A 17,902-nucleotide genomic window follows, 5' to 3' on the forward strand; every position below is an offset into this window, starting at 1 on the left:
ATGATCAGCAATCGCGAACTGAAGGGACAAATCGAAGAATTGACCGAGCAGAACCAGTTTCTAAGCGACGAGCTGCAGCAGATCAAAAGCTTGCTTGAAAGCCAGTCCAACAACCAAGACCAAGGCTCGAATCAAGGCAAGGGCAACCAAGGCGAAGAGAAAAGTAACAACGGCTCCGATGCGTTGTTCAATATGGCCAACGATTTCATCAAGCTCAAAAAGCTGACGAGTGACCTGCAGACCAAGATGCAGGAATATGCTTCCCAACAAACCCGCGGCTCGCAATTAACGGACGAGGATGTCATCAATCTGATCATCAACATGATGAACGGCATGATCGATTGGACCATCGACTTCGTGTCCAAACAGAATCAATCCCAAGGACAAGGGCAGATGCATTGAGCAAAAAAAGGAAAAAGGGCCTCTCCTGTCCGGGAGTGCCCTTTATTCGCCCTTAGAGCGGTTTATCTCGCCGCATAGCTCCCCCTCGTATTTTGCAGAATGTACAGCCTGCGATCCTCAACGACAAACTCCACATATCTTGGCGTCCGGTAATAACTCTCCAGCTCCGTGAAAAATGCCTTAAGCTGATCGTACGCTTCGGGGATATCGTCGCGTAATTCCCGTAAATCTTTTTTCTGCTCTAGCGGGGTCAGATTCAAATACGCCCCCGACCGCTGCATCAAGTATTTGCCGAAATCGTCCGCCTGTCCCGTGCGCGGGTTCCGGGTATAAGCCCTTCCGCTGCAGGACTGCGCGTTCCAGTTGGCGTACACCATTTGCTGAACGATCAACCAGCGGTTAAAATGGTGCTGTCCCGCTTGCTCCATCTCTTGAAAATGCGCATAGATCCGTTCAATGTAGTAAAGCAGTTCGTCAACCGCACTCCCGAACGGACCGTTCGACGGGTTCCGGGCCGCTGCCCCGGCAAGAAGACTGCCTTGAAATCGCCACGCCTGCATGGTGTACTCTTCTTGAAGTATGCCGGCAAACGCATCGGATGGCTTCGCTTGTCCCTCGGCTTGAGCCAGTCCGATATTGACCATGAACTCCGGCAGGCGTACGACGCCGTTCTTGTCCCCGCATCGCAGAGAAAACAGCAAAGGAGGCTTGTCCGATTCGAAAACGCCGATTTTTTGCTCGATTCGGCGCTCGATGTCCGACAGATGCGAGGCCAATGCAGCGCCAAGCCCCTTCGGAAGGTCCCCCTCCTCAACAAAAGCGCAATAAGCTTCCGGAACGACAATGAGCCCTGTCGGAACACGGGCGCCAAGCTGCGTTGCGACGGACAAGCCTTTGATTTTCTCATCCATATCGCTGTCCGGCAGCCGCATCGTGTCCTCCCAATGGACGACATACTCCTTGACTTGGATGTCATTCCCCCCCTTTATTTTATAGAAATATATTTAATATTTTACATAATATTACTTATTTGAGTTATAGCTAATTATAGGTTCTAATTAAAATTTTGTAAATATTCACTTTTATTTGAGCATTAAAAAAATCCGCTGCGTGAGCGGATTGAAACAGCGCTGGAAGAGCAGCAGCCGCAACAGCCGAATCTCCTTGCATACAAAAAGTAAGCTGCCCCGCAAGCGGGACAGCCAATGGATTAAGGCTTGAGAGGGAGTGTTATTTGCAGCTCCGGGTCATACTTCGGCTCGGTGCTTTCGGAGAAGGTTGTTACGAACGTTATATCCGATTGAGGATCGATGACAGGATACTCCGCAACATACGAGTTGGTTTTCCTATCAACCAGTCTTCTTTGCCCATACAGTTTCTGTCCAGCCTCGTCTTCAATAAATAAATCCAAATAATATGGGTGAGGACCTTCCGTTTGAAAACGAACCTCGGTTTTATCGCTGCCATAGCGGATATCCGTAATTTTCACCCATCCCGACGTACTTCTTTTCAATACAATGGGCTTCTCGGCTGTCGGTTTATACTCTACTTTCGCCTTGTGAAACACGGGTAAATTATATTCCGACTCTTCTCGGGTAAAGTCAATCTTGATCGATTCGGGAACCGTCTGGAAAGAACTGAATGAATCAATAGATTCTAAGGAATATCCGGTTTTTGTAGGTTCGAACTTGACCAAGCCTCCGCCTCCCGGCAGGTACTTCGTTCCTTTCTCATCTTCTATTCTCATGTGATTTTGATAAAAACCGCTATCCAAATGCTTCGGAAAGCTAATCTCATACCTGACCGCCGTCATGTTCGGGGTCATCGCTATCTCCTTGACCGTGTACGTCAATTCGCCCGACTTCTTTGTTGTCATCGGCTTAAGCACCCTGGTTTCTTTATAAACGGATTTCTTGACGGGAATCGTCAGTTCCCACGGCTCCGGCGTACTGCCCGGCGAAGTTTGGTACAGAGAACGGTAATCCTGGAACCTCATCTCAAACTCATCGGGAAACCGGCCGACATTGGCGAAGGTTACGCTATGCATCGTGGTTTGTTTGTCAATCGGCTCGGACCAGTGGCGAATAGGATTTCCGATTTCCTTGCCGTCGAGCATTATCATCGGGTTTGTTGCAGAAGGTTCTTGACCGTGATGCTCCACATAACCGACAGACAGTCGCGCATCATCGAACAAGATTTCCTTCACGGTAATCTTAACGCCGTTTTTCGTAACGCTTTGATTGATCTGGGACACCGTCCCATTTTTGACGGCTTGTTTCAGCTCGCAGTTCATGGAATGATGAAAGGGAGACACCTTCCCATTCTCGCCACGAAGATCCTGCTCACGTTCGAAGAAACACTGAAACGGATACACCGAGGCGGAAGCTTGTGCTGCCACGGCTGTGGGCGTAACGGACGAGACCCCAAATGAGGTAAAAGCGATCAGTGCAGCCGCAGAAATTGCGACCAAACGGCATACTTTATTTTTCATCACATTGAATGCAGGTATCATTTACAACAATCCTTTCCCGATGGGTTTATTTAAGCGGAATGTTTATCGTCTGCATATCGTTTATACATATCTGCATTCGGCTGTTTCATAAAGGATACTATCGTTATGATTTCTTGATCCGTTACGCCACCCGTTACTTGAAATTGATACTGGATTCCTTGATCTTCCCAAATATAGTACCGCTTTTCGCTTTGACCCGAGACAGCTTCAGTCACCTTCATCGCATACTGTTCCTTCATCCGCAGTGACGTTAAGCCAACCGACCATTCGCCACTTTTATTCGCTGATTGTTCAATATGTTTGTATACCGTTTTCAAGTCGTCGCCGCCATGAATGGCGAAAAACTCCAAATTTCCGGAAACGGTCTCTCCTTTGCGCTGAACGAAGCGTATTACCGCTTCGGTACGCTTGCTTCCATTAACTTCTTTCGTATTAACATTGACCTGCTCAAAGCGATACCCTGCAGGCATTTCATCCGGAACTTTAAATTGGAAGCCGGCGTCTTTAACTGCTTTCTCCAAATGGTTTGCCTTCGGATCGGGTGGAGGAGCGGCTTGTTCTTCTTTGACGGTTGCCGCTACACTTTCTGCATGTGGTTCCGGTTGTTCCGGGTTGTCGGGCAAGCTTGGCGATGGAACGGCATTTCCTTCCTTAACGGCTTCTGCCGCGCTTCCGGCATGCGGACCGGCTTCGGTCAGCTTCCCTTCCTCATGAGCCTTAACCTCTTCACGACGGCGTTCCGCAGGCATAGCTTCAGGGATCTTCCATTCCATGGCGTCTGCAGCCTCCACCGCATTTTCCCGGTTGTCGGTCAAATCCGGCGATGGAGCGGCATTGCCTTCTTGGAAGGTTCCACCCACGCCTTCGGCATATGGTGCTTCCGGCTCTGCCGCATTCGTTAGCGACATAACGCTCATGACGGCGACGCATAAAACGGCAATGGTTGAAAACTTATACGTCCCTTTCTTGAACGATTTGATCATCGTAATTCTCCTTATCACCAGATTCCGATTGTTTGATCCGCTGAAATAAAGCAGGCTCGGCTGATCGCGGTTCGCGGAATAGAGCTTCAAAAACTCAACAATCGTCATCCCGTACGGTATGGCCTCGTCTTCTCCAAGAACCTCCAATGCATAGGCGTCGCAGGCCAGCTCTCTGTCTGCTTTCATTTTCGTGATGAATATCCAGATGAAAGGATTCATCCAGTGAATCGCCAAAACGAAGCTGCCGATCGTATTCCAGGCGATATCTTTTCTTTTGTAATGAGCCAGTTCATGCGAGAAAAGATGGTAAAGCTGGGCATCGTTCAGTTGGCTCCCCAGCGCTTCGGGAATATAAATCCATGGAGCAATGATTCCGGAAATATAAGGGCTTTTCATTTCGTATCCCGAATACAGCGGAATTGGCTGTTTAATGCCGAATTTTCTCCTGCAATCGTTCATAACGGACAGGATACGAGGATCTGTTACCATCTGGAACGCCTTGCGTTTGCTTCTAAGCTTCCACATATAAAACAACAAGTAAAGAAGGATCGAGATCGCTCCCGCAAGCCATACGACCGAAATGATTTGTAAAGCCGGCGGGTATTTATTTACGGAAGAGGGTGCCGCGGTTTCAGTTTCTTGAGGTAATGGAGCTATCGGAAACGGAGCATGGCTCTGCAGCGGCAAGTTGTTCTCATTCTGAACAGGAAGCTGTTTCTCCCGGTGTTGTTGAGATAACCATGTGGGCGGTACAATTTCTTCCAAATTTTGCGTTTCCGAAGCCGCCTTTTCTGTGCTTGACGCAAATGGCAAAGCATTAAACAAGCTTACAGGACTGTTGGGAAAATCGGGCAGAAGCAGCCGCATCAGCACAATCAGCCACAACGCATGCCGCATTCGCGGGCTCATATGCCGGCGGAACAATGCTTGAATCGCCATAACCAGCAGCCCGACGACGCTTGCCGCCAATGTCGCGTAACAAAACCATAAAAAAATGCCGCTCACCATAGTCATGTGCGATTACCTCTTGATCTGATCTTCATCTGATCCTCGTTCCTTGGTCTTTCTCTCTTTTTTCTCCGTCAAAAACTTATGAAGCTTATCGATCTCTTGCTGCGACAAGTCGGTTTCCTCCAAAAAGTTCGTCACCATAATATCGGCCGCACCGTTAAACACCCTTTTGAGAAACGATTGACTTTCGGCCCGAATGCATTCCTTCTCGGACAATAAAGGAAAATACAAATAGCTTCTTCCCGATTTTTCAAACCCGATCGCCTTTTTTTTCAAAAGCCTGTTAATGAACGTCCGTACCGTCTGATCGCTCCACTCAATCTCGCCGGGCAGTTGGAGTACGATTTGCTCCGCGGTCAATGGGCTTTGCTTCCATATAACCCTCATAATTTCCCATTCGGCTTCCGATATTTTCGGAACGTTGCTCATGCTTCTTCTCTCCTCCCGATCGAACTATTACGATTGTAATTTTTCCTTGCGGATTTAATATTACACTTGTAACAGTTAATTGTCAATATATCCCTTGTGGTCATAATTCGAGGTCACACTTATTTATGCGTGGAAAGACCATCTACATATATAATCATGGGGTCGCCCCGTAATAGAGCATTGTTAGAAGATATCCTCTCTTTTATTAATATGACATAAGGTGACATATTTGAGGTCTATAATGGGTGGTAGATTAACGAAAGGAGTAATAAATCATGAAACGAAGAATTATTTTAGATTTAGCGGTTACTTTAGATGGTTTTATTGAAGGGAAAAATGGTGAAGTTGATTGGTGCATTATGGACTCTGAGATGGGGTTTAATCATTTTTTAAATCAAATTGATGCCATTTTCTATGGAAGAAAAAGCTATGATTTATGGGGACAATTTACTCCGGAAATCGAACCTACGGATTCTGAAAAAGAATTTTGGGAATTGGTTCATAGTAAAGAGAAATATGTGTTTTCCAGGACGCAAAAGGGGACTGATAATAAAGCAGTATTCATAAATGATAATATTCTCGAAGAAGTAAATAAAATAAAGAATAAGCCTGGTAAAGACATCTGGCTATATGGTGGAGCAAGTCTGATTACAACTTTTATCAATTTAGGACTTGTTGATGAATTTAGATTATCTGTTCACCCTGTTGTTTTGGGAGAAGGGAAACCGCTGTTTGTGGATATAAAACAGAGGTTGAATTTAAAAATGGTTAATACCAGAACGTTCTCCTCAGGCGTTGTACAACTAATTTATCATTTTGATGCGAACAAATAATATTGCACATTCCAATGATAAAATCGTTATGTAGAACACCTGGGATTGCGTCGAGCAGTTCCAGGTCTTCCTCAAAAGGGAGCATGCGCTTTTTAATTTCCTCATCCGACCTACCAATCTCCTCGTCCAAATAATCGACATGACGGAGCTGAGCTCCCAGCATTAGTTTTTGATGAGGTCCCATTAAGCCATTCAATGCTCGCTTCAAATCCGCTTTTTTGCTTCTCAACTTCGGGCTGGTGCAACAACCACATATGGTTATTCTATCCTGCGTGCTTCCACATTCGGAGCAACACTCTGTAGTGCACCTGGTCGTTAGGGTCAGTCTAAGACTCGGGCTTGAAGCACCATTGACTGCCGACCTGCCTTCGCCAGCCGTAAGTAAATTATACCGCATACCTACGTAACGAACGACGACCATTTCACATTCATTGACAACTCATATACAACGTAATAAAATATTTTTACGTAAATATAAAATTTTAAAAAGGCGGTGGCTTCTATGAACCTGTTAATCTTGGGCGGTACCCGGTTTTTAGGGAAGGCTTTGGCGGAGGCGGCGCTTGATCGGGGGCATACATTGACGCTCTTTCACCGTGGGCAGCACAGTCAAGATGCGTTTCCCGAAGCGGAGCACATCGTAGGGGACCGGGAAAATGAGCTTGAGCTGCTGCAGGGCAGAACATGGGACGCGGTGATCGATACGTGCGGCTTCGTTCCTCGCGTCGTACGTGCCTCCGTCGAACTGCTGAAGGACAGGGTGGGACATTATACGTTCATCTCGTCCGTATCCGTATACGAAGATCTAAAGCGCTTACAAGTAAAGGAAGACGCCCCTGTCGCAATCCTCTCCGACGAGAGCACCGAGGATGTGACGCAGCATTACGGCGCGCTCAAAGCGCTATGCGAGAAAACGCTCGAAGCCGCCATGCCCGACAGAGCGCTGCACATCCGGCCCGGTCTGATTGTCGGCCCGCACGATTATTCGGACCGCTTTACGTACTGGCCCCATCGGATCGCCCAAGGGGGAGAAGTGCTTGTGCCGCCGAAAGACGGGCGTGTTCAGGTGATCGATGTGAGGGACCTCGCCGCGTGGATTATCGACTTGGTCGAAAAGCAGACAGTCGGCACGTTTCATGCCAGCGGCAGCGATTATACGATGGAGCAGCTCGTCGATGTTTGCGCCCTGTTGAGCAGCCGTCCCACCAAGTTCACCTGGGTCACCGAGCCGTTTTTGAGAGAGCAGCAGGTCGGGGAATGGATCGAGCTCCCTCTCTGGCTGCAAAGCGACAGCTTGATCGGCTTGTTCGCCATCGACAATACGAAGGCTTTTGCTTCCGGGCTGATGACCAGGCCGTTAATCGACACGGTTCGCGACACCCTCGCATGGGATCGAAGCCGCCCGCCGGAGGAGAAGCGCAAAGCCGGACTGGACCCGGCCCGTGAGGCGGAGCTGCTCTACCTGTGGCATAGCTGGGATGCCGCCACTCCTCATCCTTGACTTCCGCGGCCGCGGGGCTACGAGCAGCCGTCGTGCTTCGGCTTGTAATCGCTTGGGGCTTGGCCGGTCCATCGGCGGAATTGCCGGGAGAAATGGCTCGCGGATTGGAACCCGAGCCGCTCGGCGATCTCCGTCATGGGCAGGTTCGTCGTCACCAGCAGCTCCTTCGCCAGACTCAGTCTTCTTCGGCTGACGTATTGCTTGGGCGACAAGCCGTACACCTTGGAGAACAGCTTCGAGCATTGGCTGCGGCTCAGGTGAAGCTCCTCCGCCACGGCGGAAATCGTCGCCTCTTCATGAAAGCTGCCGGCCAGCCGCTCTTCGATCGCATGAGCCACATCGATGGCCAATAAAGTGGCCTCCTTGGACGAGGCTTGTCCGGCGTAAGTATCCCGCTCCCGGATTAACGCAAGCACATCCCGAACGATGAGTAACGTATACGATTGCAGCAGCAGCCGGTCCTCGAACCGGGGGTTCAGCTCCTCGCGCCAAGACACGTCTCCATGCGTATCGGGAGCGGCGTATCGCCGCATCATTTCTTCCAATTCCTGAACGTAGAACGGAAGCTTCCCGCGGCTTGCAGATCCCGACGGAATATGGGAGTAAGGCGCAATCCCGAGCTCGCTCCGTACCTCCGCGTCGTCCAAGTCGAAATGCACGTTGAAAAACCGGTAATGCGAGCTTTCGGCTGCCGCGGATTCGTGACGGATGCCCGATTTGATCAGCAGCCAGTCCCCTGGACGAAGCGTCAAAGAGGTCCGGTTAATGTCATGCACCGATTCGCCCTCCAGGCAGCAGATCAATTCATACAAATGATGATGATGCCGCGGGTACCGCCAACTCGGCGGCTTGATGCCGAAGTGACAACCGGTCACCTGCAGCGTCTGTGTCATATTAGGAAAATGGAATAAACGGTCCATGCCGGTGACGGCTCCCTTCTGGCCAAATCCACGCTTTCCCTCAATGTAACATGTTTCGCAGGCTGATGTCATCTCGAAGCGGTTTTGCAAAGATTCCCACAAAGCGCAAAAAACCGGCGCCAACCCTTGATAGGTCGGCACCGGCCTCATTCATCGTTACCTTATTATACCGTTACTTGCGATACCGGTCCGAGCTCCGGCCGGTCCGTAAACGTCAACTCCCGCTTCTCCGTTCCATGAAGCTCGAACACGACGATCTCGTTGTCGCCCTGCCGCAGCAGCGGCGCAGGGATATACAGCGTCTGCTGCGGCCCGCGCTTCCAGTAGCGGCCCAGATGGAAGCCGTTGACGTACACGATGCCCTTGTTCCAGCCGTCGAGGCGCAGGAACGTATCCGCCGGCTGTCCCTCAATCGGCAGCACCGCGCGGTAAAAGCCCGGGTATCCCGGCTCCGCTTCCTTCCCGTCAAAGCTGACCGGGGTTACATCCTCCAGCGGCAGCGGATAGATGTTCCAGCCGAACAGGAACTGGTTGCCATGGCGTATGCCTTCCGTGATGCCTTTGCGGTCGAGCATGAACGGTCCGTAGTTGATACGGCCCATATTTTCCACCAAAATGCGCAGCGTCGCTCCGCCCTCCGGCACGGCGAACGATACCTTCTGGCTCGGGTCCCAGCGCTCGATCACACCCAGAAACTCGTCGTTTACATAAACCAACGCCCGGTCGCGGCAATCCTGCAGCACAAGCTCCCGTTCCTCTCGTGGCCCGGAAATGAACGTTTCGTACAGGATAAATCCGTCGTTTTGTCCGACCGCTTCCATCGGCTCCGGGCACGTGTGTCGAACCGGCTCCGACAGGCTGTCCAGCTGCCCGAACAGCGAGGCCGCTTCACGAACTGGCACACTTCCATAGGCAGCCTTCGGAATCGGCTGCGGCAGTTCCAGCGGCGGCAGCTCCATGTAGCGGGATAGCGTTTCCCGCACCACGTAAAACTTATCCGTCGGCTCGCCGGATTCGTTCAGCGGAACGTCGTAATCGTAGCTCGTAATCGTCGGTTCGTAATGATCGCGCTGCGGACAGTTCGCCCCGCTCATATAGCCGAAGTTCGTTCCGCCGTGGAACATGTAAAAGTTGACCGAAGCGCCGAGACGGAGCATATCGTCGAATACGTTCGCTACATCCTTTGCGTCCCGTGTATGATGATCCTCGCCCCAATGGTCGAACCAGCCGTTCCAATATTCCATGCACATGATCGGTCCGTCCGGCTGGTATTTCCGCAGCATCTCGAACGCTTCCTCCGCCCGGGACCCGAAGTTCACCGTTTCCAGCACGCCGGGAATCATGCCGCCCTGCAGCATGAAATGCTCCGGTCCGTCGGAGGTAAACAGCAGCACGTCCATGCCACGCTGCAGCATCGCATCCTTCAAATAAACTAGGTACGCTCGGTCGTTCCCGTAGCTGCCGTACTCGTTCTCGATCTGCATCGCGATAATCGGCCCGCCGTTCGTGCACAGCAGCGGCTTCAGCAGCGGAAGCAGCACGTCATAGTACGCATCGACGCGGTCAAGATACGGCCGGTGCATGCAGCGCACCCGCATACCCGGATCCGCAAGCAGCCAAGCCGGCAGCCCGCCAAACTCCCACTCCGCACAAATGTACGGGCTCGGCCGCACGATTACATGCAGACCGACCTCGCCAGCGATCTCAACAAAGCGAACCACGTCCGCCAGCCCGTCAAAACGGAACTGGCCCGGCTTCGGCTCGTGAAGATTCCAAGGAATATACGTTTCTACGGTATTGAAGCCGCAGGCTTTCAGCTTAAGCAGGCGATCCCGCCAATACTCGGGCACCACCCGGAAATAATGAATCGCACCGGAAACAAGACGGATCGGTTCCCCGTCCAGACAAAATTGCCCGTTTTGCACATCGAACGTTGCCATAAGAGCACCCTTTCTGCATTCGGTATTCTCCCTTTATCTTAGAACGTCCGCGGACAATACCGAATAGCCAAAGCGTCCGATTATTTGACCTTTTTTTCCGTTGGTTGGGTATGTAGTAACAGATGATTATGGGGTAAAACACATATCCTTCCGGTTCATTCGGCAATAGGATTTTAAAATTAATCACCATACTCAGACATGCAATATTTCATTATATTACTTCGTACTTCATGCCAAGTCTCGCCCTTGCATTCCAGTATTATATCTTGTATTATTTTTTTCGCTGTTTCGTAGTCATATTTATCAACTATGATTAAACCTCTCTTAAAAACTGCCTTTTGGTTCTGTAGAACGTACATTAATCTTTTAGGAGTGGTCAAGTTAAAGTAAACACATCTACGCCTTTGCTCCCCTCCTCTCCTATCTCTGCACTAAGTACTACCCAGAAATCATCATCTGAATCAGGAGGAAATACTACCCCGAGAAATTTTAAAGAAGGTATAATCAAAATATAATCCTCCTTTTTATGGATTAGCATAGTTCATTTTTTATTTGTTAGCGTGACCGCTTGCCCAAATGTATGCAATAAAGCTTGGCGCTCTCTTCTTCGATCATAAATACCACAATAACGTCCGCTTTAGACTTAAACCCTGACTGCAGATTTTTAAAGGTATAGCTGTTCATCCTCCTCCTGCATTGAAATGCTTGGCAGATAAGAAACTCCTCTGCGCTTATTGATTTATTGGGTAACCAGCCTTCAAGCTGCAATCCGTGTGGAAATTCGATGATTTCATCAAAATACAGATGAATGGATTAAAGAGTGGCGTGAGGATCATTGCTGGAAAAGGAAAACTGCCATATTTTAAAATGTACGGTGTTGAGGCGACAGAAATATCTTGGGGCTCACCTAGTACGCGTTCCACAATATCTCTTTTCAGACCTAACGAAACCTCTCCGAGCAGACCTGTTTGAATAAATTTCATGAAAGATGACATTTCTGCGCATCCTATTTTATTTTTCCAACGCTCGCAACAGGGATCGCTCTAATCCCATATCCATATTACACCCTTAGCAGCAAAGACCTCATCAAATGGTCGGAGAAACCTCCACAAAGACAATCCTGAAGGCTCAATACATCAAAACCGTAAAGTACTAACGTCTTTACCATGATGGATCTACTGTTTACTTTCTCAATAGGATACAGACTGCTTACCTTTGCGCTCTAAAAGAAACTAGTCTTCTTTCGATAAACGGTCATATTCGATAAGCACTTCGAAATCATCGTTAGGACAATAAATACCAGAATGTCTGCCACTATCTTTTTCGAAAAACATTAATGTTTGGCCACAGTTCGGGCATTTGACTTCTTCACCGGCCACAACTTTCTCCCTAATCTCTTGTATTCGTTCGACCTCTTTTAATATTTCTTCCCGTGATCTTCTTGCCACATGCCCCGCTCCCTTAACGATAACATGTATAACCAACCCCGCATTTTCGCTTAAAGAACTTATACTCTTATAAGTAATTACTCTAAGTCTCACCGTAGGCGGCCAGTATTATATTAACATCCATGTCGAAATTCCAAATGCTACGAATCGCCTATTTTTTCCATGGCGAATGTAAACTTTATCACCTTTTTACCTTCCCTATTGTAAAAAAATGTCCACAATCTATCCCCAATATCTGGATAACTTTTATTTCCTTAGGATATTCTATAAACGATCACCTCCAAATTTCGACAAGATTCGCGTATTAGGGCTTGACATGGGGGCGTGTTTAAAATATAGTAAACCCATCGGAATTAACCTTAACTGACTCGTCAGTTAAGTGGAGAGGGGCGATGGAAGCTGCCTGCTTTACCGGAACAAGAACAAGATCAGGACCGCCGTCAGCAGCTGATGGCCGCGGCTCTCGACTTATTTGCCCGCAAGGGATATCACGGCACCAAAATTTCCGACGTGGTCAAAGCCTCGGGGGTGTCGCAAGGCACGTTCTACTGGCATTTTCAAAGCAAAGAACAGCTCGCGCTGGAGTTAATCGAAGGTGGCAAAGAAAAGCTGATCCAAGTCATCGAGCAAGGCTACCGCAAGCACGCGGGTACGGTAGACGACATGGTGAATTCGTCCGCGCGGCTGCTTACGGATCTGTACGCATTCGCCGATCGGAACCGCGATCTGATGGCTCTGCTGCTTATGAAAGGCCAAGGCGCCGATCCGCCGGTGCGGGAAGCCGTCTCGCAGACCTGGATCGCGTTCGAGGAAGCGTTCAAAAGCAACATTGAGCGCGCCATCGAACTCGGGATGCTGCCGCGGACAAGCGATTTGTCGCTGCGGGCCAACATTCTCGTCTGTTTAATTACCGGCGTGCTGTCCAAATGGCTGTTCGGACCGATGCACGACGTCGATTTCCAATCCACGTATTCACCGGCGCAAATCGCCGAAGAAACCGCCAAGTTCGAATTCCGGGGCTTGCTCGGATAACCTATAAACCCATCTACGAAGACCCACAAGGAGGCAACTGTTATGTCTATCAAACTAAGCAAATTTGTAAAATCCGTTTCGCTGCTAAGCGTTCTTGCGATCGCGCTCGCGGGCTGCGGAAGCAAGCCTGCCCCGGCACCGGATGCGAACGCCGGTAAGAAACCGGCCGAGACGACAACCGCGGCTAACTCGCTTGAGCAAATCAAGAAAGCCGGCAAAATCCGTGTCGGGCTCATGGGCACCTATGCTCCTTACAACTTCCTGAACGACAAACACGAGATCGACGGCTTCGATGCGGACGTTGCCAAGGCGGTAGCCAAACGTCTGGGCGTTCAAGTCGAATTCATCACCGGCGAATTTTCCGGACTGATCGAAGGGCTGCAAAAGGACAAATACGACGCGCTCGTAAGCCAAGTCACGATCACCGAAGACCGCAAGAAAACGATGGACTTCTCGACGCCTTATGTGAAAAACGCCGTGAACGTCATCGTCAAAAGTGACAACACGACGATCCAGAAGCTCGAAGACTTCAAAGGCAAAAAGATCGGCGTCGGGCTCGGCACGAACGACGAGAAATATTTGCGCGACGTCGCGATGCCGAAGGTCGGTACATTTGAAATCGCCACGTATAACGATGTCATTACGTCGCTGAAGGACTTGAATGTCGGCCGCATCGACGCAACGATCAATAACGTATTCGCCATCAAGCCGCTGATCGAGAAAAACCAGTTCAAGGTCAAAGCGGTCGGCGATCCGATTAAAGAGGATTTTGCCGGCATCGCCATCCGCAAGAACAACCCGGAGCTGCTGGACGCGATCAATAAAGCGCTGGCCGAGATGAAAACGGACGGCACGTTCAAAGAGATTTTCCAAAAATGGTTTGGCGTAGACCCGAACTTCTAATCAGCGCGAACCGGGAGGATGCACGGCATGGAACTGGTTTTACAGAACTTCCAATTTCTATTGACGGGCGCGTATTATACGCTGCTGATCACGATCGTCTCGATGTTCTTCGGACTCATCATCGGGATGGTCGTCGCCATCGCCCGACTCAAAGGAAATTGGCTCATAAGTAATCTGGCCAAAGGTTACGTGTCCATCATTCGCGGAACCCCGATTCTGGTACAGATCTTCATTATCTATTACGGACTACCCGACTACGGGATTACGCTCGGGCCGCTCACAGCGGCCTTTATTTCACTTAGTATCAATATCGGCGCCTACTTGTCCGAGACGTTCCGCGGCGCGATTCTGTCCGTGCCCAAAGGGCAGACGGAAGCCGCTCTGTCACTGGGCTTGACGCCTTGGCAGACGATGCGGCGGGTGGTGCTGCCGCAGGCGGCCCGCGTGGCGATCCCGCCGATGGGCAACACGTTCATCGGGATGCTGAAGGAGACGTCGCTCGTGTCCGTCGTTACCGTGACCGAGCTGCTGCGCTCCGCCCAACTGCTGATTGCGCAGTATTATGTCGCGATGCCTTTTTATATCGCCATTGCTATTATGTATTGGGTAATGAGCATGTTCTTTTCGTACATTTTAGACCGCATCGAATCTCGTTTGTCAAAAGCTTATTAAGGGCGTGTGATCTGCATGATCGAGGTAAACCAACTCGGCAAAAGCTTCGGCGATCTGGTCGTTTTCCGCGACATCAATCTACATATCCGCTCCCGCGAAATCGTGGTCCTGGTCGGCCCGAGCGGCTCCGGCAAAAGCACGCTGCTGCGCTGCCTGAACGGGCTGGAGGAGCCTGACGCGGGCTCGATCCGGGTGGGCGATGCGGCATGGGACGCCTCCATGGACGCGGCAAGCAAGAAGCAGGCGATCCGGCACATCCGTACATTAACCGGTATGGTGTTCCAGTCGTTCAATTTGTTTCCCCATATGACCGCCTTGGAGAACGTCATTATGGCTCCCACGATTGTTAAAAAGATGAACCAGAAGCAGGCTGTCGAAATCGGAGAATCGCTGCTCGCCAAGGTGGGATTGCTCAATAAAAAGAACGAATATCCTTCCCGGTTGTCCGGCGGTCAGCAGCAGCGGGTCGCGATTGCCCGGGCCCTTGCCATGCAGCCGCAGATGATGCTGTTCGACGAGCCGACGTCGGCGCTGGACCCCGAATTGACGGGTGAGGTGCTGGCCGTCATGAAGCAGCTTGCCGCGGAAGGCATGACGATGATCGTCGTCACCCACGAGATGAAGTTTGCGCGGGAAGCGGCGAACCGGGTTATTTTTATGAGCGACGGCAAAATTCAGGAAGAGGGCGCGCCGGAGCAGTTTTTCGTCCAGCCGCAGACGGAGCGGGCCCGCAAGTTTTTGCGGCAAATCGAAGGCGCGCCGGAGACGGAGTAACAAGTAAGATTCGAAGGAGTGGACATTGTGGTTCCGAGCAAAGCAGAGCATTTGAAGAACGTCGCGGAGCGGGCGCGGGCGATTATGGAGAAGGAAAATGTGGAAGCACTCGTGGCGTCAAGCTGTGAAAACTTCTACTACCTGTCCGGCCACCCCAGCACGTTCATGTATACACTGCGTATGAACGAAGTCGCGCTGGCCGTGATGTTCCGCGACCCGAGCCGCCGTACGGTCATCATCATGAATGAATTTGAAGCCGCAGGCGTTCCGGAGGATTTGCCCCAGTGCGAGCTACGCACGTACCCGACCTGGGTCGACGTCGACGATCCGCTCGGGCTGCGCGGCGGCAATTACGAAGGTCGGCGGCCCGTAAACCATCAAGTGCAGGAAATGTTCGGGCTGCTCGGGCAGGTGCTGGCCGAACACGGAATACACGGCGGCAGGGTGGCCGTGGAGCTGAACTCCATGCGATACCCTGCCGTGAATGCGCTGCGCGAAGCCGTGCCGGGCTTGGAATTCACGGAAGCCGGAGCGATCCTGACCGAGCTGCGTGCGCTCAAGACGCCTTGGGAAATCGCACAGCTGCGCAAAAGCTGCGAATACGCCGAAATCGGCATCGCCGAGACGATCAAGGGAATCCGGGCCGGCAGCTCGGCCGCCGAGATTGCCGACGCTTTCCGGCTCGCACTGCTAACCCATGCCGACGGCTCGTCCTCCCGCTTCCATATGATTTCGGTCGGGGCGCATTTTGCGCCTGCGCATATTTTCGATACGCGTCCGGGACAGCCGGGCGATCTGATCAAATTCGACGTCGGCGTTGACGTGGCCGGCTACGGCTCGGACATTGCGCGCACATTCGTGCTCGGCGCCCCATCCGATACGGTGAAGCGCATCTACGGCGCGCTGCGCGCCGGACACGATCGGCTGCTGGAGCTGATCGAGCCGGGGATGCCGATGAAGCGCGCTTTTGACGATGTGATGCCGCTGATCCGCCGCTCGGGCCTCCCGAATTACAACCGGGGCCATCTGGGGCACAGCGCAGGACTGAGCTTGGCCGCCGAGGAAGCCCCATTCCTTAGCCCGTCGGAGGAAACCGTCTTCCGCCCGGGCATGGTTATCTGCCTCGAAACGCCGTACTACGGCTACGGCGTCGGCTCGATCATGATCGAGGATATGGTGCTGGTAACGGATAACGGCTGCGAGCGGCTGAATAAGCTGTCGCGGGATTTGATTTCGTTGTAGATGAAAAAAGGTCAAAAAGACGCGTTTACGTTGTTCTGAGCTTGTAGGGAAAGAGATCAACTGTACGAGGGGGTGGGGTATCTACTTCCGGTCGCTCTTGTCTGCAGGAAATTTGATTGGAAGCCGCTTTTCAGCGGACATTTCCCGCAGACAAAGGCGAACGCTATCGCTCCTACAGCAGATACCCCACCTCCGTATGTTCTCTATTTCAGTTAAAAACCCTTTCTCAACAAGCCTCAGATACGTACACACTGTCTTTTTGACCTTTTTTGCTTGGGCTATGGGCTATGGCTTAAAAACTTGCTTAACGGTCCCTTTACCGTCGTCGACCTCGATTTCGGCGTACGCTCCGTTGATGAGCGTTATCTGCGGCGGGACATGGCCGCAATCGATATCGTAAACAATCGAGATCTGCAGCTCTTCGGCCAGCTCTTGATAAACGTCTTCGGCCGTGTAGCCTTCCACCGGACGATTGGCGCTGCTGCGGCCAAACAGGATGCCGGAACAATGCTCAAACCAGCCGGCCAGCTTCATTTGCACTAACGACCTGCGCAAATCGGTTGTGGGCAGCTCGCAGTTTTCCAAATACCAGACGATAGGGTCCTCATGAATAAAATGCTTCTGGAAATGCCGCACATCGCCGAACGGAGTACCGACTAAATGCCGGATGATATCAATACAGCCGCCAAGCAAACGGCCTTGGATGTTTGTCTTTGCCCCGGACACCGTTTTCCAATACGTAGGCTCCGTTAAATGGTAGATACACGGCGAAGGGTCGGCGTGTGTCCATTCCTTCTGATACTTCGGCGAGGAATGCTGGAGGACGGACTCGCCTGTTTTCGTCGATAAGACCGCTTGCCACATGGCGGTGGTCTCGTCGGAATATTCGCCTCGCAAATCGACCAGATTCGTTCCGTGAGCCGTCGCCAGCCCGGTTTTTAAAGTGACTGCCAACAGCAATGCGCTGACATCCGAATAGCCCAAAATCCACTTGCTCGGCAACTGTTCAAACTCGATGTACTCGAGAATCTCGATCAGTAGCTCCCCGCCCCAAGGCGGAATGATCATATCGATCGCGTCATTGTTCATCATGGTGTTAAATTCGTTCGCGCGGACTTGAGCCGGCGAGGACTTGGCCTTCTCTTGCGTCCACACCGTTTCTCCGCAAACGACGCCAAAGCCTCTGCTCTGCATGCGGCTGCACGAGAGCTTGACCAAATCATGTAATTCCGAGGGTACCCCGGAGGACGGGGCGGTTACGCCAATCGTTGCTCCTTCTTTGAATACCGGGTAGTTCATC

The 17,902-nt window shown here is 51.3% G+C and carries 18 protein-coding genes and 1 pseudogene; 8 read left to right on the forward strand and 11 right to left on the reverse strand.

The features are described from left to right. Nucleotides 1–402 (forward strand): hypothetical protein, encoded by a 402-nt coding sequence (locus PEL01S_RS03965; protein ID WP_063187173.1) that lies wholly within the window; start codon nt 1–3, stop codon nt 400–402. A 62-nt stretch (nt 403–464) separates the two neighbouring features. On the opposite strand, the gene PEL01S_RS03970 is transcribed toward PEL01S_RS03965, so the two are convergent. The 4 genes from PEL01S_RS03970 to PEL01S_RS03985 all read right to left on the reverse strand — a co-directional run bounded on the left by PEL01S_RS03970 (nt 465) and on the right by PEL01S_RS03985 (nt 5,337). Continuing rightward, nucleotides 465–1,334 carry a hypothetical protein gene (locus tag PEL01S_RS03970; protein ID WP_127459363.1) on the reverse strand — a complete coding sequence of 290 codons (870 nt, stop codon included), beginning with the start codon at nt 1,332–1,334 and terminating at the stop codon, nt 465–467. A gap of 278 nt (nt 1,335–1,612) precedes the next feature. Further along, the gene (locus PEL01S_RS03975; protein ID WP_163767835.1) at nt 1,613–2,893 is read right to left on the reverse strand and encodes a DUF4179 domain-containing protein; all 1,281 of its coding nucleotides are present in this window, start codon (nt 2,891–2,893) and stop codon (nt 1,613–1,615) included. Between the two features lie 50 nt (nt 2,894–2,943). Then, entirely contained in the window at nt 2,944–4,911 is a 1,968-nt protein-coding gene (locus PEL01S_RS03980) for a M56 family metallopeptidase (RefSeq protein WP_127459365.1), read from the reverse strand. A 6-nt stretch (nt 4,912–4,917) separates the two neighbouring features. Further along, on the reverse strand, nt 4,918–5,337 hold the full coding sequence (locus tag PEL01S_RS03985; RefSeq protein WP_063187166.1) for a BlaI/MecI/CopY family transcriptional regulator: 420 nt from the start codon (nt 5,335–5,337) through the stop codon (nt 4,918–4,920). A 275-nt stretch (nt 5,338–5,612) separates the two neighbouring features. Here PEL01S_RS03985 and PEL01S_RS03990 point away from each other — a divergent pair, with 275 nt between their 5' ends. Next, the gene (locus PEL01S_RS03990; RefSeq protein ID WP_127459366.1) at nt 5,613–6,170 is read left to right on the forward strand and encodes a dihydrofolate reductase family protein; all 558 of its coding nucleotides are present in this window, start codon (nt 5,613–5,615) and stop codon (nt 6,168–6,170) included. A gap of 34 nt (nt 6,171–6,204) precedes the next feature. On the opposite strand, the pseudogene PEL01S_RS35105 reads toward PEL01S_RS03990, so the two are convergent. Beyond that, nucleotides 6,205–6,402 (reverse strand): annotated as a pseudogene (locus PEL01S_RS35105) (IS110 family transposase); the annotation flags it as partial. A 270-nt stretch (nt 6,403–6,672) separates the two neighbouring features. On the opposite strand from PEL01S_RS35105, the gene PEL01S_RS04000 reads away from it, so the two are divergent. Then, on the forward strand, nt 6,673–7,671 hold the full coding sequence (locus PEL01S_RS04000) for an NAD-dependent epimerase/dehydratase family protein (protein WP_127459367.1): 999 nt from the start codon (nt 6,673–6,675) through the stop codon (nt 7,669–7,671). Between the two features lie 17 nt (nt 7,672–7,688). Here the strand turns inward: PEL01S_RS04000 and PEL01S_RS04005 are convergent, their stop codons facing one another. From PEL01S_RS04005 to PEL01S_RS04025, 5 genes are all read right to left on the reverse strand, one after another. Further along, a complete protein-coding gene (locus PEL01S_RS04005) occupies nt 7,689–8,591 on the reverse strand; it encodes an AraC family transcriptional regulator (protein WP_127459368.1) in 903 nt (300 codons plus the stop codon). A 164-nt stretch (nt 8,592–8,755) separates the two neighbouring features. After that, nucleotides 8,756–10,531, reverse strand: coding sequence for a glycoside hydrolase family 35 protein (locus tag PEL01S_RS04010; protein WP_127459369.1), 1,776 nt, complete (start codon nt 10,529–10,531; stop codon nt 8,756–8,758). A 179-nt stretch (nt 10,532–10,710) separates the two neighbouring features. After that, nucleotides 10,711–10,911, reverse strand: a complete 201-nt coding sequence (locus PEL01S_RS35645) for an Imm8 family immunity protein (protein WP_127459370.1) — start codon at nt 10,909–10,911, stop codon at nt 10,711–10,713. Between the two features lie 351 nt (nt 10,912–11,262). Continuing rightward, the gene (locus tag PEL01S_RS04020) at nt 11,263–11,526 is read right to left on the reverse strand and encodes a hypothetical protein (protein WP_063188208.1); all 264 of its coding nucleotides are present in this window, start codon (nt 11,524–11,526) and stop codon (nt 11,263–11,265) included. Between the two features lie 237 nt (nt 11,527–11,763). Continuing rightward, complete coding sequence (locus PEL01S_RS04025; RefSeq protein ID WP_127459371.1) at nt 11,764–11,979, reverse strand: hypothetical protein; 216 nt, start codon at nt 11,977–11,979, stop codon at nt 11,764–11,766. Nucleotides 11,980–12,429: 450 nt separating this feature from the next. Between PEL01S_RS04025 and PEL01S_RS04030 the strand changes: the two genes are divergently transcribed. From PEL01S_RS04030 to PEL01S_RS04050, 5 genes are read left to right on the forward strand one after another with little or no spacing between them, the layout of a single operon-like run. Further along, nucleotides 12,430–13,011, forward strand: a complete 582-nt coding sequence (locus PEL01S_RS04030; RefSeq protein WP_063188204.1) for a TetR/AcrR family transcriptional regulator — start codon at nt 12,430–12,432, stop codon at nt 13,009–13,011. Between the two features lie 42 nt (nt 13,012–13,053). Continuing rightward, nucleotides 13,054–13,914 carry a transporter substrate-binding domain-containing protein gene (locus tag PEL01S_RS04035; protein ID WP_010500974.1) on the forward strand — a complete coding sequence of 287 codons (861 nt, stop codon included), beginning with the start codon at nt 13,054–13,056 and terminating at the stop codon, nt 13,912–13,914. A gap of 27 nt (nt 13,915–13,941) precedes the next feature. Then, entirely contained in the window at nt 13,942–14,586 is a 645-nt protein-coding gene (locus tag PEL01S_RS04040; protein ID WP_010500973.1) for an amino acid ABC transporter permease, read from the forward strand. A gap of 15 nt (nt 14,587–14,601) precedes the next feature. Further along, entirely contained in the window at nt 14,602–15,360 is a 759-nt protein-coding gene (locus PEL01S_RS04045) for an amino acid ABC transporter ATP-binding protein (RefSeq protein ID WP_127459372.1), read from the forward strand. Between the two features lie 27 nt (nt 15,361–15,387). Then, the gene (locus PEL01S_RS04050; protein ID WP_063188198.1) at nt 15,388–16,602 is read left to right on the forward strand and encodes a M24 family metallopeptidase; all 1,215 of its coding nucleotides are present in this window, start codon (nt 15,388–15,390) and stop codon (nt 16,600–16,602) included. Between the two features lie 285 nt (nt 16,603–16,887). On the opposite strand, the gene PEL01S_RS04055 is transcribed toward PEL01S_RS04050, so the two are convergent. Beyond that, complete coding sequence (locus PEL01S_RS04055; protein ID WP_127459373.1) at nt 16,888–17,901, reverse strand: S66 family peptidase; 1,014 nt, start codon at nt 17,899–17,901, stop codon at nt 16,888–16,890. Nucleotide 17,902 lies beyond the last annotated feature (1 nt).

Origin of the sequence: Paenibacillus elgii NBRC 100335, from assembly GCF_004000865.1 — a bacterium.
Taxonomy (GTDB): Bacteria; Bacillota; Bacilli; order Paenibacillales; family NBRC-103111; genus Paenibacillus_G; species Paenibacillus_G elgii.

Coding starts and splice junctions, on each gene's coding strand:
- PEL01S_RS03965 (WP_063187173.1), top strand. CDS start 1: ATGATCAGCAATCGCGAACTGAAGGGACAAATCGAAGAATTGACCGAG.
- PEL01S_RS03970 (WP_127459363.1), bottom strand. CDS start 1,334: ATGCGGCTGCCGGACAGCGATATGGATGAGAAAATCAAAGGCTTGTCC.
- PEL01S_RS03975 (WP_163767835.1), bottom strand. CDS start 2,893: ATGAAAAATAAAGTATGCCGTTTGGTCGCAATTTCTGCGGCTGCACTG.
- PEL01S_RS03980 (WP_127459365.1), bottom strand. CDS start 4,911: ATGACTATGGTGAGCGGCATTTTTTTATGGTTTTGTTACGCGACATTG.
- PEL01S_RS03985 (WP_063187166.1), bottom strand. CDS start 5,337: ATGAGCAACGTTCCGAAAATATCGGAAGCCGAATGGGAAATTATGAGG.
- PEL01S_RS03990 (WP_127459366.1), top strand. CDS start 5,613: ATGAAACGAAGAATTATTTTAGATTTAGCGGTTACTTTAGATGGTTTT.
- PEL01S_RS04000 (WP_127459367.1), top strand. CDS start 6,673: ATGAACCTGTTAATCTTGGGCGGTACCCGGTTTTTAGGGAAGGCTTTG.
- PEL01S_RS04005 (WP_127459368.1), bottom strand. CDS start 8,591: ATGGACCGTTTATTCCATTTTCCTAATATGACACAGACGCTGCAGGTG.
- PEL01S_RS04010 (WP_127459369.1), bottom strand. CDS start 10,531: ATGGCAACGTTCGATGTGCAAAACGGGCAATTTTGTCTGGACGGGGAA.
- PEL01S_RS04020 (WP_063188208.1), bottom strand. CDS start 11,526: ATGTCATCTTTCATGAAATTTATTCAAACAGGTCTGCTCGGAGAGGTT.
- PEL01S_RS04030 (WP_063188204.1), top strand. CDS start 12,430: ATGGCCGCGGCTCTCGACTTATTTGCCCGCAAGGGATATCACGGCACC.
- PEL01S_RS04035 (WP_010500974.1), top strand. CDS start 13,054: ATGTCTATCAAACTAAGCAAATTTGTAAAATCCGTTTCGCTGCTAAGC.
- PEL01S_RS04040 (WP_010500973.1), top strand. CDS start 13,942: ATGGAACTGGTTTTACAGAACTTCCAATTTCTATTGACGGGCGCGTAT.
- PEL01S_RS04045 (WP_127459372.1), top strand. CDS start 14,602: ATGATCGAGGTAAACCAACTCGGCAAAAGCTTCGGCGATCTGGTCGTT.
- PEL01S_RS04055 (WP_127459373.1), bottom strand. CDS start 17,901: ATGAACTACCCGGTATTCAAAGAAGGAGCAACGATTGGCGTAACCGCC.